Raw genomic sequence first — 13,176 nt, forward strand, 5'->3', positions numbered from 1 at the left:
GCGCGTCCTGGCAATCTGGCGACGATCAACCGGCGCCTGATGCCGACACTTCCCGCACATGGCAACGAGCACATACCATTCGGGCAGCGTCTCCAGGGTCGAGGCGGATTCCGCGGTATCTCCGCGCGGTGCCAGGTCGATTCCCCGTCGATGCCTCATCGTCATTCATGCGCTTAGCTGTCCAGATTGAGCGAAAGTTGCGTACCGCCGCGCTTCAACGCGGGCAGGGGCGGGTTAAGTTGAATCCGCCCGAAGATCTGTTTCCGCCGTTCCTCTTCGCGCTCTCGCCGGACGCGAGAAGCAGCGACGACGGCCATGGCACGGTTCATGACTTCTTCGGCGTGGGTCATGGTAAGCTCTCCGAATGTTCATGTTATGTTCTCATTCGGTCACCGGGTTGTCAAGCTCGGCATAGAAATCTCGTACGAGTGTGGTGAGCCGGCCCATTCAATGGAGTTGTCGTTCCAAACCCTCAGTGGGGTTAATGGCTGGGCGAAGCGCCCCATGAATGCTGGTCCAGGCGACTTTTCGGGACTTTTTTGTGTGCCGACCCCTACACGGGACGGCGGATTCGGCCACTGCATGTTCCCTTAAATCGTAGTCGATCTAAGGACAAAAACATGCAGCACTTCAAAGTGCTACAGCGCCGCGCGTCTGATCAGACGCGCGGCGCTGTAGGATCAGACGAGGTCGAACCGATCGGCGTTCATCACCTTGTTCCAGGCCGCCACGAAGTCGCGCACGAACTTCTTCTGCGAATCCTGCTGTGCGTAGACTTCCGCGACTGCACGAAGCACGGAGTTCGAACCGAAGACGAGGTCGACGCGGGTGCCGGTCCACTTCACTTCGCCGGTCTTGCGGTCACGCCCCTCGTACACGTCCTGGGCTTCCGTGGACGCCTCCCACTCCGTACCCATGTCGAGCAGGTTCACGAAGAAGTCGTTGGTGAGTGCCCCTGGGCGCTCGGTAAAGACGCCGTGCTGGGACTGTCCGGCATTCGCGTTCAGGGCGCGCAAGCCGCCGACGAGAACCGTCATCTCGGGCGCGGTCAGCGTCAGGAGATGCGCCCTGTCAACCAGCAACTCCTCTGCCGAAACGGCATATTGAGCCTTTTGGTAGTTGCGGAAGCCGTCGGCGATCGGCTCGAGAACGGCAAAGGCTTCCGCATCGGTCTGCTCCTGCGATGCATCCGTGCGGCCAGGCGCGAAGGGAACGTCCACATCGTGCCCGGCGGCTTTTGCGGCCTCCTCGATCGCGGCGGCGCCGCCGAGGACGATCAGGTCGGCGAGCGAGATCTTCTTGCCGCCGGACTGCGCCTCGTTGAAGGCTTTCTGGATGCCTTCGAGCGTTTCCAGCACCTTGGCGAGCTGGGCGGGCTGGTTGACTTCCCAGTCCTTCTGAGGGCTGAGACGGATGCGCGCGCCGTTCGCTCCGCCACGCTTGTCGGTGCCGCGGAAGGTGGCAGCCGACGCCCAGGCGGTCGAGACAAGGTCGGATACGGAAAGGCCCGATGCGAGGACCTTGGCCTTGAGGCCGGCAATGTCAGCCGCGTCGACCAGCGGATGATCGACGGCGGGAACCGGATCCTGCCAGATCAGCTCCTCCGTTGGGACCTCCGGGCCGAGATAGCGCGAGCGCGGACCCATGTCGCGGTGCGTCAGCTTGAACCACGCCCGGGCGAAGGCATCAGCGAACTGATCCGGATTCTCGTAGAAGCGCCTTGCGATCTTCTCGTAGGCGGGATCGACCCTCAGCGCGATGTCGGTGGTCAACATGGATGGCGCACGACGCTTTGACGGGTCGTGTGCATCCGGTATGGCATCGGCGCCTGCGCCATGCTTCGGTTTCCACTGGTGCGCGCCGGCCGGGCTCTTGGTCAGCTCCCAATCATAGCCGAACAGGTTCCAGAAGAAGTTGTTGCTCCACTTCGTCGGCGTCGACGTCCAGGTGACTTCAAGGCCGCTGGTGATGGTGTCGCCGCCCTTGCCGCTGCCGTAACTGCTCTTCCAGCCCAGGCCCTGCTCTTCGATGCCGGCGCCCTCGGGTTCCGGGCCGACGAGTGCGGCATCACCGGCGCCGTGGGTCTTGCCGAAGGTGTGGCCGCCGGCGATGAGGGCGACAGTCTCCTCGTCGTTCATGGCCATACGGGCGAAGGTCTCGCGGATGTCCCGCGCGGCCGCGACCGGATCGGGGTCGCCGTTCGGCCCTTCCGGGTTCACGTAGATCAGGCCCATCTGCACGGCGGCGAGGGGATTTTCGAGCTCCCGGTCGCCCGTGTAGCGCTTGTCGCCGAGCCACTCGGTCTCCATGCCCCAATAGATGTCTTCCTCCGGCTCCCAGACGTCGGCACGGCCGCCGCCGAAGCCGAAGGTCTTGAAGCCCATCGATTCCAGCGCACAGTTTCCGGCGAGGATCATCAGGTCGGCCCAGGAGATGCTGTTGCCGTATTTCTGCTTGATCGGCCAGAGCAGCCGGCGCGCCTTGTCGAGGTTGGCATTGTCCGGCCAGCTGTTGAGCGGCGCAAAGCGCTGCGTGCCGGAGGACGCGCCGCCGCGGCCATCGCCGGTGCGGTAGGTGCCCGCGCTATGCCAGGCCATGCGTATGAGAAGCGGTCCGTAATGTCCGAAGTCGGCCGGCCACCAGTCCTGGCTGTCCGTCATCAGCGCATAGAGGTCCTGTTTGACGGCATTCAGGTCAAGCTTCTTGAACTCCTCGGCGTAGTTGAACGCCTCGTCCATGGGATTGGTGAGCGACGAATTCTGGTGGAGGATTTTCAGGTTCAACTGGTTGGGCCACCAGTCGCGGTTCGACGTGCCGTGCACGACTGGGCAGCGGCCCGTTTTTTCGGCTTTTGCGTCCATGTCGGTCTCCCATTGTAATTACACGAATCGTGCTGGTCCGGTTTCATGGCCAGCGCGAATGCGCCGGACACATGGAATGTCCTTTTGCTCGAGGTTCCCTTGGGAAAGACCCTCTGAACAAAACAGCCTTGAGTGCCACCGTTCTGGATGGTCAGGACATCACTGACTTTCCCGCCGTCGGAAATCGAGGCGGGGGACGTTGGCTGTTTCCTCTACGGCTCAAGCAATGTACCAAAAGGGTTCCATTAATTTAAGTTGGATTTCCTGATCGACACGGCCATCGTGGCGCAGCCGATATCCGAACCGTCCGTGACCGAGGTCGTGCTGGTCCGGCCGGATGAGGACGAGGGAAAGCCGGTGCCCAGTCGTGAAAGCTTGCGCGAAATGCCGCTGCTGCTCCTGGAAGAGAATGCCCGGCCGCGGAGCGGCCGGGCATTCGGGACTAGGCGTTGAGCGATTTTGAGAACGGCATCACGCGGATCCGCTTGCCGAGCGCCTTGTAGACGGCATTGGCAACGGCCGGGCCGATCGGCGGAACGCCAGGTTCGCCGATGCCGGAAGGAGGATTGGCCGAGGCCACGATTTGGACTTCGACCTTTGGCATGGCGTCGATCCTGAGCGGCGTATACACGTCGAAATTGCCCTGATCGACCTTGCCATCCGTCAGCGTGATCTCCTCGGCCAGTATGGCGCCGAGCCCGAAGCCGATGCCGCCCTCGACCTGCGCGCGGACCTGGTCCGGGTTGATCGCCAAACCGCAATCAACCGCAGCGACCACGCGTTCGACCTTGATCTGACCGCTCCCGTCAGTCGACACCTCGGCGATCTGTGCCACCACAGAGCCGAAGCTCTCTGCGAGGGCGACACCCCGGAAGCGGCCTTCCGGCAACGGCTTCTGCCATTCCGCCTTTTCCGCCGCCAGCTTGAGCACGGTCGCGTGGCGCGACTGCGGCTCGAGCAAGGACAGACGGAATTCTACCGGATCGCGTCCTGCCGCTTCGGCTACCTCGTCCAGGAAGGTTTCGGCAGCAAAGGCGGTGTGCGTCGAACCGACCGAGCGCCACCAGAGAACGGGAACACCGACATCCGTCGTGGTGAGGCCGACCATCTGGTTCGGGACGGCATAGGGAAGGTTGCTCGCGCCTTCCACCGATGTCGGGTCGACGCCGTTCTTGACCATTCCCTCGAACGCCGTCTTCGCCATGATCGACTGGCCGACGATGTGATCGTTCCAGGCGAGCAGCTTTCCGTCCGCATCGATGCCCGCCTTGAGCGTGTGCACATAGGCGGGGCGATAGCGGCCGGCGCGCATGTCGTCCTCCCGCGTCCACTGCACCTTCACAGGCGCGCGGAAGCCGATCGCCTTCGCCGCATGCACGGCCTCGACGACGACATCGCCGTCGAATACGGCCCGCCGGCCGAAGCTGCCGCCCGACTTCATGACGTTGAGGCGGACCTTCTCGGGAGCAATTCCGGCGATCTCCCCGGCAAGCTTCTGATAGACGTCCGGGAACTGATGCCCGCCCCAGACCTCGAGCGTGCCGTCCTCATTCATGCGCGCGACGGCGTTTAGCGGCTCCAGGGCGGCGTGCGCCAGATAGGGGAACTCGAAGCTCGCTTCGATGACCTTCGCAGCCTGCGCAAAGGCGGCATCGGCGTCGCCGTCCTTGCGGGCAGCCGCCGCCGGCGTCTTCTTTGCGAGATCGCGGTACGTGGACATGACCTCCTGCGTACCGCGCTTTTCCGCCGCCGCATCGTCCCATTCCACCTTGACCGCTTCGCGTCCCTTGATCGCCGCCCACATGTGTTCGCCGATCACCGCGATGCCGCGCGGCGTTTCGACGACGTCGACGACGCCCTTGATGCCGCGGGCGGCAGAGGGGTCGAAGGACTTCACCCTCGCGCCGAAGAGCGGCGGGTGGATCATCACGGCCGTCAGCATGCCGGGCAGCTTGACATCGATCGTATATTGCTCCGTCCCGTTCGCCTTGCGGGCGCTGTCGAAGCGCTTCAGGTCAGCATTGCCGATAAGCTTCCAGTCGCCGGGCTGCTTGAGCTTGACGTCGCCGGGCACCGGCATGGCCGCCGCCTTGGCGGCAAAGGCGCCGAATCCGCCGCTCTTGCCGGAGGGATGGGCAAGAACGCCGTTCTCGACGGTGATTTCCGCCGCATCCACGCCCCACTCGGAGGCTGCCGCAGCGACAAGCATCGCGCGGGCTGCCGCACCGGCCTTGCGATAGCGCTCCCACGAGGACGCCATGGAGGTCGAGCCTCCGGTTGCCTGTATTGCGCCGCCGAAGGCGAGATTGCCGTAGGCCTTGATGTTGCCGGCGGCCCCCTTCACGTCGATCGCCGACCAGTCGGCGTCGAGCTCTTCCGCCACCAGCGTGGCGATACCGTTATAGGATCCTTGCCCCATCTCGAACTGCGACGAGAGTACGGTCACCGTTCCGTCCCCGTCGATTATCAGATAGGGGGAAAAGGAATTCGCGCCCTCTGCCGACGTCGTCTCGCTTGCCGACGCCGGCGATGCACGCAGGAGGTGGAAACCGACGGCGATACCGGTACCAGCGGCAAGGGCGCCGATGAGGAACTGCCGCCGCGACGCTTGGACCTGTGCTGCGGGGAGGGTAACCGATTGCATCAATCTCGGGATCATGACTTAGCCCTCCAGGCGCTTTGCGGCTTCATGGATGCCGGCACGGATTCGATGATAGGTGGCGCAACGACAGAGATTGCCCGCCATCGCCGCGTCGATGTCCTCGTCGCTGGGTTTCGGATTGTTGGTCAGGAGATCTGTCGCCGACATGATTTGCCCGGACTGACAATAGCCGCACTGAGGAACGTCGAGATCGGCCCAGACGGCCTGGACCGCTTCCGCGACCTTGCCCTTGAGCCCCTCGATGGTGGTAATCTCGGCCCCTTCGATGTCGCCGATGAGCGTCTGACAGGACCGGACCGGCGCGCCGTCGACATAGACCGTGCAGGCACCGCATTGCGCCATGCCGCAACCGAACTTCGTACCTGTCAGCCCTACAAGATCGCGGATCACCCAAAGAAGCGGCATATCCGCCTCGGCCTCGACCGAATGTTCGACGCCGTTGATCGTCACAATTGCCATGGTGGTCTCCTCGCGTTAGGCGCGGCGTCGGCATGTGCGTTTAGGACATGCCGCTTCACGCGCGGCAGCCATTCGCCAGGCTGCGGCCAAAGCTTAGGAGACGATCCCCCGGCGCGGTAGAGTCGATCCTGTCGGATTATTGCCTAATTCTCTCGACCTGACGTACTTGTGATCACAGGTCAAGCCGCCGAGTCGAGTCTGGAGAGAGCCGACTTGGGCGCCGCGCCTAGTTAATGGAATCGCGCCGGTTCGGCTCGCTGGAGTTCAGGATAGCCCTGATATCTCTTATCGGCGGGTGGCCGAAAGCGCGTCGATACTCCCGGCTGAATTGCGTCGGGCTCTCGTATCCGACGCGTAGGGCCGCCGTCGCTGCGTCGATCGACTGTGAAAGCATCAACTCCCGTGCGTGATGCAGCCGCAAGTGCTTCTGGAACTGCAGCGGGCTCATTGCGGTCATGGCGCGAAAATGGTGATGGAGCGTCGATACGCCCATGTTCGCGACTTCCGCCAACTCCTCTATTCGCAATGGCCGGGCATAGTTTTCCTTCAGCCATGCCACCGCCTTTGCCACGCGGTTGCTGTTGGTGCCGGTGAGCGCGAAACGCCGAAGCCGCGCCCCTTGCTCGCCGGTAAGCAGCCGATAGAGGATCTCGTTCTGAACATGATTGGCCAGGAAGGGGATGTCCGCTGGCGCGTTTACGAGCGAAATCAGCCGCGACAGGGCATCGAACAGTTCCGGTGTCGCAGCGCCGACGACGACGCCGAGGTCGCGCTCCGGCATGTCCGCCGGCTGTATGTCGTAATCGGTGATGATCCGGCGAAGTTTCTCGAGATCAAGGCGCAACGTCGCGGCCACATAGGGTTCACCCTCGCTCGCCTCGCAGATCTGGCCGGTCATGGGCAAGCCGATCGCGGTCACGAAGAAGCAGGACTCGTCGTAGAGGAGCGTTTCGTTGCCGACCTTGACGCGCTTGCTTCCCTTGAGGATCAGCGACAGGCTCGGCTCAGAGAGACTGGAAAACGGGCCGGTCGGCCCGGTGACGCGATAAAGGGAGAGCCCCGGGATCGAGTGGCTGTAGCGAACCCCGTCCCACGGCAGTTGCGAGAGCCTGTCGAGAATTTGGGCGCGAAGGGGCGCCGTTTCCTGGCGCAGGTCGCGTTTGTGCATGGCTGCCTCGCTCATTGCCGTCTCTTCACTGTCCTTTGGGCGCAAAACTTATCACAATATTTTGAACTCGACACGATTAGGCAAGTGGCAGCGGGCTTTTCACTCTCGGCTGCTCGCCGGCGCAGACCGCTCGACATAGTCGGCCCGGTTGATGCCGTGGCGCTGCAGCTTGTCGTAAAAGGTCTTGCGCGGAATGCCGAGCGCTTCCAGCGTTTCCTTGACGTCGCCCCGATGCGCCGTCAGGGCGTCTTTCAGGATCTCCGCCTCGTAGCGCTCCAGTCGTTCGGGAAGCGATGCTCCGGCCGCCGCCGGCGGGAGGGGCTCGCCGAGGTTTCCTTCAACGCCAAGCGCCACACGTTCGGCGAAATGCGAAAGCTCGCGCACATTGCCAGGCCAGGAATGCGACATCAGGTGGTGCTGCACAGCCGGAGAAACCGCGGGAACGTCGCGCTGAAAACGTTCCGCAGCCCGCGTCAGGAAATGCGAGAAGAGCAGCGGGATATCCTCGTGCCGTTCGCGCAGCGGCGGGATCGAAAGCGTCACGACATTCAGCCGGTAGTAGAGATCCTCGCGAAAGTCGCCGCGCTCGGCCGGATCGCCGAGGTCGACCTTGGCAGCGGCGACGACCCGGATGTCGACCGGGCGCGTCGCGTTGGTGCCGAGCGGCGTGATCTCGCGCGCTTCAAGCACGCGCAGCATCTTGACCTGGGTCGCCGGCGGCATCGCTTCGATCTCGTCCAGGAACAGCGTGCCTCCGCTGGCATGCTCGATCCGGCCGATCCGCTTTTTCACGGCGCCGGTGAAGGCGCCCGGCTCGTGCCCGAAGAGCTCGCTTTCGATCACCGTCTCCGGCAGCGCGCCGCAATTGAGCGCCACGAAATTTCCGTTCCGGCGCCGGCTCCACTGGTGCAGGAGAGTGGCGACCACTTCCTTGCCGCTGCCGGTTTCGCCCGCGACCAAGACGTCGACGTCGGTGTCGGCAATGTGTTTCAGCGTCTGCCGCAACCGCTCCATCACCGGCGTCTGGCCGATCAGCGGCAGGCTGTCGGAGGCGGCTTCCGCCGCGCGTCTGAGCGCACGGTTCTCCATCACCAGGCGGCGCTTCTCCTCGGCGCGCCGCGCGCTCTGGACGAGTCGATCGGCGGCAAAGGGCTTGGCGATGAAGTCATAAACCCCGTCCTGCATGGCCTGCACCGCCATCGGGATGTCGCCATGCCCGGTGACCAGAATGACGGGGAGGTCCGGATCGAGGGCGGCCACTTTCTGGAAGAAGGCGAGCCCGTCGAGGCCCGGCATGCGGATGTCGCTGATGACGACACCGCCGAATTCCGGGCTGAGGACGTCAAGCGCTTCGATCGCGCTGGCGAAGGGCGAGACGGTGAAGCCGGCAAGTTCAAGGGTCTGCTGCATCGCCTTGCGTAGGTCGCGGTCGTCGTCGATCAGGAAAACGGAAGCGGCGTCGCTCATTGCGCTTGAGCCTTTTTCAAATGGACCGTGAATGTGGTTCCGGAGGCGCCTGTCTCGACCGCGATGTCACCGCCATAGTCGGCGACGATCTCCTTGGAGATCGCCAGTCCGAGGCCAAGCCCCTCTTCCTTCGAGGTGTTGAAGGGCGTGAAGAGCTCATCGCGAACATCCTCCGGAATGCCCGGGCCATTGTCCGCGACCATCAGTTCGATGCCGCGTTCGGTCTCCGCGCAGCGCACCCTGATCTCGCCGCTCTCTGCGTCGCCGAGCGCTTCCAGCGCATTCTGGAGAAGATTGATCAGCACCTGCTCCAGGCGAATGCGATTGCCCATGGCTTTGAAGCCGTTTGGAGGAAGGGAAATCCTGATCGTATCCATGCGGCCGGCAAAGCGGCTGCGAAGCAGAAGCATCGCGCCTTCGATGACGTCCCGCATCTCGGTCGGCTCGGCGACGAAGTTTCCCTTGCGGGCAAACCGGCGCAACTCGTCGGTGATTGTCCCGACACGTTCGGTAAGCTCGGCGATGCTGGTGAGGTTTTCCGCCGCAGTCGCGCTTTGGCCGCGATCGAGGAAGGTGCGGGCATTGTCCGCATAGGCGCGGATCGTGGCGACAGGCTGATTGATTTCGTGCGCGACGCCAGCGGCGACCTGTCCGAGGATCGCCAGCCGATTGGCCTGCACGAGGTCCTGCTGAACGGCCTGCAGCTTTTCCGTCGTCTGGCGATGGTCGGCGATTTCCGTCTCGAGGCGATCGCGGGCCATGGTGAGGTCACGCGTCCGCTCCTCGACGCGCGTTTCGAGCTCGTTGCGGGCCGCGCGTTCGGCCGCCGAACGAAAGGCGACCACCTGGCGCCGGCGCATGAGCAAGGCCGCAAGCGCGAGGACAGGCACCAGGACCGCGAGCATCTGCAGCCTTGCTTCACGTGCGCCTGCCGACAGCGCTGCCGTAAGCGGCGACAATTGCTCCAGCCGCCAGTTTGTCGACGGCACCAGCGTTTCGACGCGCAGGAACGTCTCGGCGTGACCGCCCGGGAGCAGGGCATTGAGGGTGGAGGAACCATCGGCCGCTGCTTCGATCTGGCTGAAGGGCAGTGGCAGCAGGGGCGCATCGCCGAATTGCAGGCTTTCACGGATCGACGCCAGACGCTCCTCGGGAATTTGCTTCGTGGTCATGAAGCGCCAGGAGGGGATGCTGGTGATGATAACGATCCCCCGTCGGTCGGTGACATAGACGGCCTTGCCCGTGTTCGCCCAATCGGCTTCGACGCCATCGAACTCGAGCTTGGCGACGATCACGCCGATCGGCCCCGCTGGACCGTCGATCCGCCGCGAAATGTAGAGGCCCGGCCGCTTGCTGACCGTGCCCATGGCGAAATGCTCCGCCTGGCCATCACGGATCGCCAGCCGGAAATAGTCGCGAAAGCCATAATTGCTGCCGACAAAACTCGTCGGCTCCCGCCAGTTGCTCGCGGCGATGGCGACGCCGTCCAGCCCGATCAGATAGACGACCGCCGCGCCGGCGCTTGTGGCAAGCGCCTCGAGCTTGCGGTTGATCTGGTCGAGCGCAGCTGCGTCCGGGGCGAGGAGCGACTGGCGGATCGCCGTGTCGTCGGCGAGCACCAGTGGCAGCGCACGCTGCCTTTCGACGACGGCCCGCAACAGCGACGCCTTGAGGCTGGCGTCGATGCGGCTCTGGTCGGTCAATGTGCGGTGCGCGTTCGTGCGGCCATATTCGCCGGCGGCGAAAAAGCCCGCCGCAAGTAGCGCGACCGCGACGAGCGCGAAGATCGACCACGACCGCACGGCGCGGCGCTGGAGATCGCCGAGATCGTTTTTGAGTGGAATGGCCATGGGCGGCATTGTGCATCTTTTCGCTCATCGTGCCAATTCATCTGTGCGGATTTCCGCCCAATCCAGCGTGAATCATTAAGGGTGAAATTTAAAGAGGTTAAGAATCAATGGGTTGTCCTTGTTCCTCAAATCTGGCACGGACGTTGCAAGTCCCTCCGCATGGCAGCCGGGTGCTGTCGGTCTTCGGAAGAGTGGCCTGGGAGGCCCGGCTGTTGCCGGACTAGGCCCGCGTGGAGGATATCATGATCGCACAACATTCCGCGGAGGTCCGCGGCAAGACACCGCTCTATCGGCATCTCTATGTCCAGGTCCTCGCGGCGATCGCCGCAGGCATCCTGCTCGGGCATTTCTATCCGGATGTCGGCACCGAACTCAAACCGCTGGGCGATGCCTTCATCAAGCTCGTCAAGATGATCATCGCGCCGGTCATCTTCCTGACGGTCGCGACCGGTATTGCCGGCATGACCGATCTTGCCAAGGTCGGGCGCGTCGCCGGCAAGGCGATGATCTACTTCCTGACCTTCTCGACGCTCGCGCTCGTCGTCGGTCTGATCGTCGCTAATGTGGTGCAGCCTGGTTCCGGCATGCATATCGATCCGGCCTCGCTCGATATGAAGGCGGTCTCCACCTATACCGAAAAGGCGCATGAACAGTCGGTCACCGGCTTTCTCATGAACATCGTTCCGACGACGTTGGTCAGTGCTTTCGCCGAGGGCGACATCCTGCAGGTGCTGTTCATCTCGGTCCTCTTCGGCATCGCGCTTGCCATGGTCGGCGAAAAAGGCCAGCCGGTGGTCGATTTCCTGCATGCGTTGACGCTGCCGATTTTCCGCCTGGTGGCGATCCTGATGAAGGCCGCTCCGATCGGCGCCTTCGGCGCGATGGCCTTCACCATCGGCAAGTACGGCGTGGCGTCGATCGCCAATCTCGCGATGCTGATCGGCACCTTCTATCTCACGTCGTTCCTCTTCGTCTTCATCGTGCTTGGTGCGGTCGCGCGCTACAACGGCTTCTCGATCGTCGCGCTCATCCGCTACATCAAGGAAGAGCTGCTGCTCGTGCTCGGCACGTCCTCTTCGGAAGCGGCGCTGCCGGGCCTGATGAACAAGATGGAGAAGGCAGGCTGCAAGCGCTCGGTCGTCGGCCTCGTCATCCCGACCGGCTATTCCTTCAACCTCGACGGCACCAACATCTACATGACGCTTGCCGCGCTCTTTATCGCGCAGGCGACCGATATCCCGCTGTCGCTTGGTGACCAGATCCTGCTCCTGCTTGTCGCAATGCTGAGCTCGAAGGGCGCTGCCGGCATCACCGGCGCGGGCTTCATCACCCTTGCCGCAACGCTCTCGGTCGTCCCCTCGGTACCGGTCGCCGGCATGGCGCTGATCCTCGGCATCGACCGCTTCATGTCGGAGTGCCGCGCGCTCACCAATTTCGTCGGCAATGCTGTCGCGACGGTCGTGGTGGCGAAATGGGAAGGCGAACTGGATCAGGCGCAGCTCTCCGCCGCACTCGGCGGTGGAACACCTGCCGTCGAGACGATCCCGGCGGCGATCCAGCCCGCCGAATAAGCTGCCTCCCAGGGCAAGACCGCAGTCTTGCGGTGTGGCGCGGTCTGGTTGTCCAGGCCGCGCTCTTTTTTTGGCGCAAGGACTCCGCGCGTCGACCGTTGCGCAAGCCTCCGGCAGCTCGGGGAGGGGCGACGAGCTTACAGGCTTGCCGGCCATCTCCCTCACCACCTAATTAGCCCGCGCAGAACCTCGGGTGCCAGCCAAATTTAGAAAAGGCGAAAGCGAGCTTAGAACGGTCACCCGCTTACAGCCACCGTGTCGATGACGACGAAATCATGCGTGATCGTCGCGGTCTTGGCCAGCATCGCCGACGCCGAGCAGTATTTTTCCAGTGACAGCGCGACCGCGCGCTCCACCTTCTTCGCCGCGAGACCACGCCCCGTCACCACGAAGTGCATGTGAATGCGGGTAAAGACCCTCGGGTCCTGTTCGGCTCGCTCTGCGTCGAGCTCGACGGTGCAGTCTTCGACCGCCTCGCGGCCCTTTTCGAGGATGTGAATGACGTCATAGGCCGAGCAGCCGCCGGCCCCGATCAGAACCAGTTCCATCGGGCTCGGCCCGGGCGTCCGCCCTTCCGGCCCTGAAGCCGTTCCGAATACGAGTTTGTGACCGCTCCCGGACTCGCCAACGAACGTCCGCTCTTCAACCCATTTGATTCGTGCTTTCATGATTTTTCCCTTTGTCGCTGTGTCCATCATAACCGCCGGCGCTCACGGATTTCCAATAACCGGCAAAATTATGCTGCGGCCAGATCGTTGCTTCCTGCTTCCTTCGCCAACGTCGAATGAAACGTGCGCCGTGCAGGGAGAACATCGGATGATCGGTGGCGCAACGGCTCGGAATAATCACCGCCCATTGCGCCAACCGAGGCAGCTCGATTTTGGTCGACAGCTGGAACTAACGTCTGTGGGTTGGGGTTTCGTGCACTCGACCAAAGGAGTGCTTCCATGGCCAAGAAAGCCGCCAGGCCAAGCAACGAGAGACCGGCCACCGGTTGCGGCAAAGCAGGCATTGCTGAATCTCTCGACCAGGCGAGCAGTCTCACCGATCCGCCAGCAGCGGCCCTCCTCGATGAGCTTGGCAAGCTTTGCGGCTCGGCGAAGGAACGCTGCGCCAGGCTGAGCTAGCGGGGTTGGAC

10 protein-coding genes and 1 pseudogene are annotated in these 13,176 nt (G+C 63.3%); 3 read left to right on the forward strand and 8 right to left on the reverse strand.

The window, feature by feature from the left end; all coding sequences use genetic code 11:
- Nucleotides 1-173: 173 nt before the first annotated feature.
- A complete protein-coding gene (locus FKV68_RS25200) occupies nucleotides 174-350 on the reverse strand; it encodes a hypothetical protein (RefSeq protein ID WP_180943257.1) in 177 nt (58 codons plus the stop codon).
- A gap of 330 nt (nucleotides 351-680) precedes the next feature.
- Nucleotides 681-2,861 (reverse strand): catalase/peroxidase HPI, encoded by a 2,181-nt coding sequence (gene katG / locus FKV68_RS25205; protein ID WP_180943258.1) that lies wholly within the window; start codon nucleotides 2,859-2,861, stop codon nucleotides 681-683.
- Between the two features lie 267 nt (nucleotides 2,862-3,128).
- On the opposite strand from katG, the pseudogene FKV68_RS33375 reads away from it, so the two are divergent.
- Nucleotides 3,129-3,269: pseudogene (locus tag FKV68_RS33375) on the forward strand (hydrogen peroxide-inducible genes activator); the annotation flags it as partial.
- A 34-nt stretch (nucleotides 3,270-3,303) separates the two neighbouring features.
- Here FKV68_RS33375 and FKV68_RS25210 read toward each other — a convergent pair.
- The 5 genes from FKV68_RS25210 to FKV68_RS25230 form a co-directional block, all read right to left on the reverse strand.
- Nucleotides 3,304-5,520 (reverse strand): xanthine dehydrogenase family protein molybdopterin-binding subunit, encoded by a 2,217-nt coding sequence (locus FKV68_RS25210; RefSeq protein ID WP_180943259.1) that lies wholly within the window; start codon nucleotides 5,518-5,520, stop codon nucleotides 3,304-3,306.
- A 3-nt stretch (nucleotides 5,521-5,523) separates the two neighbouring features.
- Nucleotides 5,524-5,982 carry a (2Fe-2S)-binding protein gene (locus FKV68_RS25215; RefSeq protein ID WP_180943260.1) on the reverse strand — a complete coding sequence of 153 codons (459 nt, stop codon included), beginning with the start codon at nucleotides 5,980-5,982 and terminating at the stop codon, nucleotides 5,524-5,526.
- A 226-nt stretch (nucleotides 5,983-6,208) separates the two neighbouring features.
- On the reverse strand, nucleotides 6,209-7,165 hold the full coding sequence (locus tag FKV68_RS25220) for an AraC family transcriptional regulator (RefSeq protein ID WP_180943261.1): 957 nt from the start codon (nucleotides 7,163-7,165) through the stop codon (nucleotides 6,209-6,211).
- An 84-nt stretch (nucleotides 7,166-7,249) separates the two neighbouring features.
- The gene (locus tag FKV68_RS25225) at nucleotides 7,250-8,617 is read right to left on the reverse strand and encodes a sigma-54-dependent transcriptional regulator (protein ID WP_180943262.1); all 1,368 of its coding nucleotides are present in this window, start codon (nucleotides 8,615-8,617) and stop codon (nucleotides 7,250-7,252) included.
- A complete protein-coding gene (locus FKV68_RS25230) occupies nucleotides 8,614-10,467 on the reverse strand; it encodes a sensor histidine kinase (RefSeq protein ID WP_180943263.1) in 1,854 nt (617 codons plus the stop codon). Before FKV68_RS25230 ends, FKV68_RS25225 begins: the two co-directional genes overlap by 4 nt.
- Before the next feature lie 242 nt (nucleotides 10,468-10,709).
- Between FKV68_RS25230 and FKV68_RS25235 the strand changes: the two genes are divergently transcribed.
- On the forward strand, nucleotides 10,710-12,038 hold the full coding sequence (locus FKV68_RS25235) for a dicarboxylate/amino acid:cation symporter (protein WP_180943264.1): 1,329 nt from the start codon (nucleotides 10,710-10,712) through the stop codon (nucleotides 12,036-12,038).
- 236 nt (nucleotides 12,039-12,274) lie between these two features.
- On the opposite strand, the gene FKV68_RS25240 is transcribed toward FKV68_RS25235, so the two are convergent.
- A complete protein-coding gene (locus FKV68_RS25240) occupies nucleotides 12,275-12,706 on the reverse strand; it encodes an OsmC family protein (protein ID WP_180943265.1) in 432 nt (143 codons plus the stop codon).
- Between the two features lie 279 nt (nucleotides 12,707-12,985).
- On the opposite strand from FKV68_RS25240, the gene FKV68_RS25245 reads away from it, so the two are divergent.
- Nucleotides 12,986-13,165: a hypothetical protein gene (locus tag FKV68_RS25245; RefSeq protein ID WP_180943266.1), complete on the forward strand. Its 180-nt coding sequence runs from the start codon at nucleotides 12,986-12,988 to the stop codon at nucleotides 13,163-13,165.
- Nucleotides 13,166-13,176: the final 11 nt, after the last annotated feature.

Origin of the sequence: Sinorhizobium mexicanum, assembly GCF_013488225.1 — a bacterium.
Lineage (GTDB): Bacteria > Pseudomonadota > Alphaproteobacteria > Rhizobiales > Rhizobiaceae > Sinorhizobium > Sinorhizobium mexicanum.

What these genes read in the sequence shown, in the direction of transcription:
- FKV68_RS25215 (WP_180943260.1), bottom strand. Translation starts at nt 5,982, where the DNA reads ATGGCAATTGTGACGATCAACGGCGTCGAACATTCGGTCGAGGCCGAG.
- FKV68_RS25210 (WP_180943259.1), bottom strand. Translation starts at nt 5,520, where the DNA reads ATGATCCCGAGATTGATGCAATCGGTTACCCTCCCCGCAGCACAGGTC.
- FKV68_RS25230 (WP_180943263.1), bottom strand. Translation starts at nt 10,467, where the DNA reads ATGGCCATTCCACTCAAAAACGATCTCGGCGATCTCCAGCGCCGCGCC.
- FKV68_RS25220 (WP_180943261.1), bottom strand. Translation starts at nt 7,165, where the DNA reads ATGAGCGAGGCAGCCATGCACAAACGCGACCTGCGCCAGGAAACGGCG.
- FKV68_RS25200 (WP_180943257.1), bottom strand. Translation starts at nt 350, where the DNA reads ATGACCCACGCCGAAGAAGTCATGAACCGTGCCATGGCCGTCGTCGCT.
- FKV68_RS25235 (WP_180943264.1), top strand. Translation starts at nt 10,710, where the DNA reads ATGATCGCACAACATTCCGCGGAGGTCCGCGGCAAGACACCGCTCTAT.
- katG (WP_180943258.1), bottom strand. Translation starts at nt 2,861, where the DNA reads ATGGACGCAAAAGCCGAAAAAACGGGCCGCTGCCCAGTCGTGCACGGC.
- FKV68_RS25240 (WP_180943265.1), bottom strand. Translation starts at nt 12,706, where the DNA reads ATGAAAGCACGAATCAAATGGGTTGAAGAGCGGACGTTCGTTGGCGAG.
- FKV68_RS25225 (WP_180943262.1), bottom strand. Translation starts at nt 8,617, where the DNA reads ATGAGCGACGCCGCTTCCGTTTTCCTGATCGACGACGACCGCGACCTA.
- FKV68_RS25245 (WP_180943266.1), top strand. Translation starts at nt 12,986, where the DNA reads ATGGCCAAGAAAGCCGCCAGGCCAAGCAACGAGAGACCGGCCACCGGT.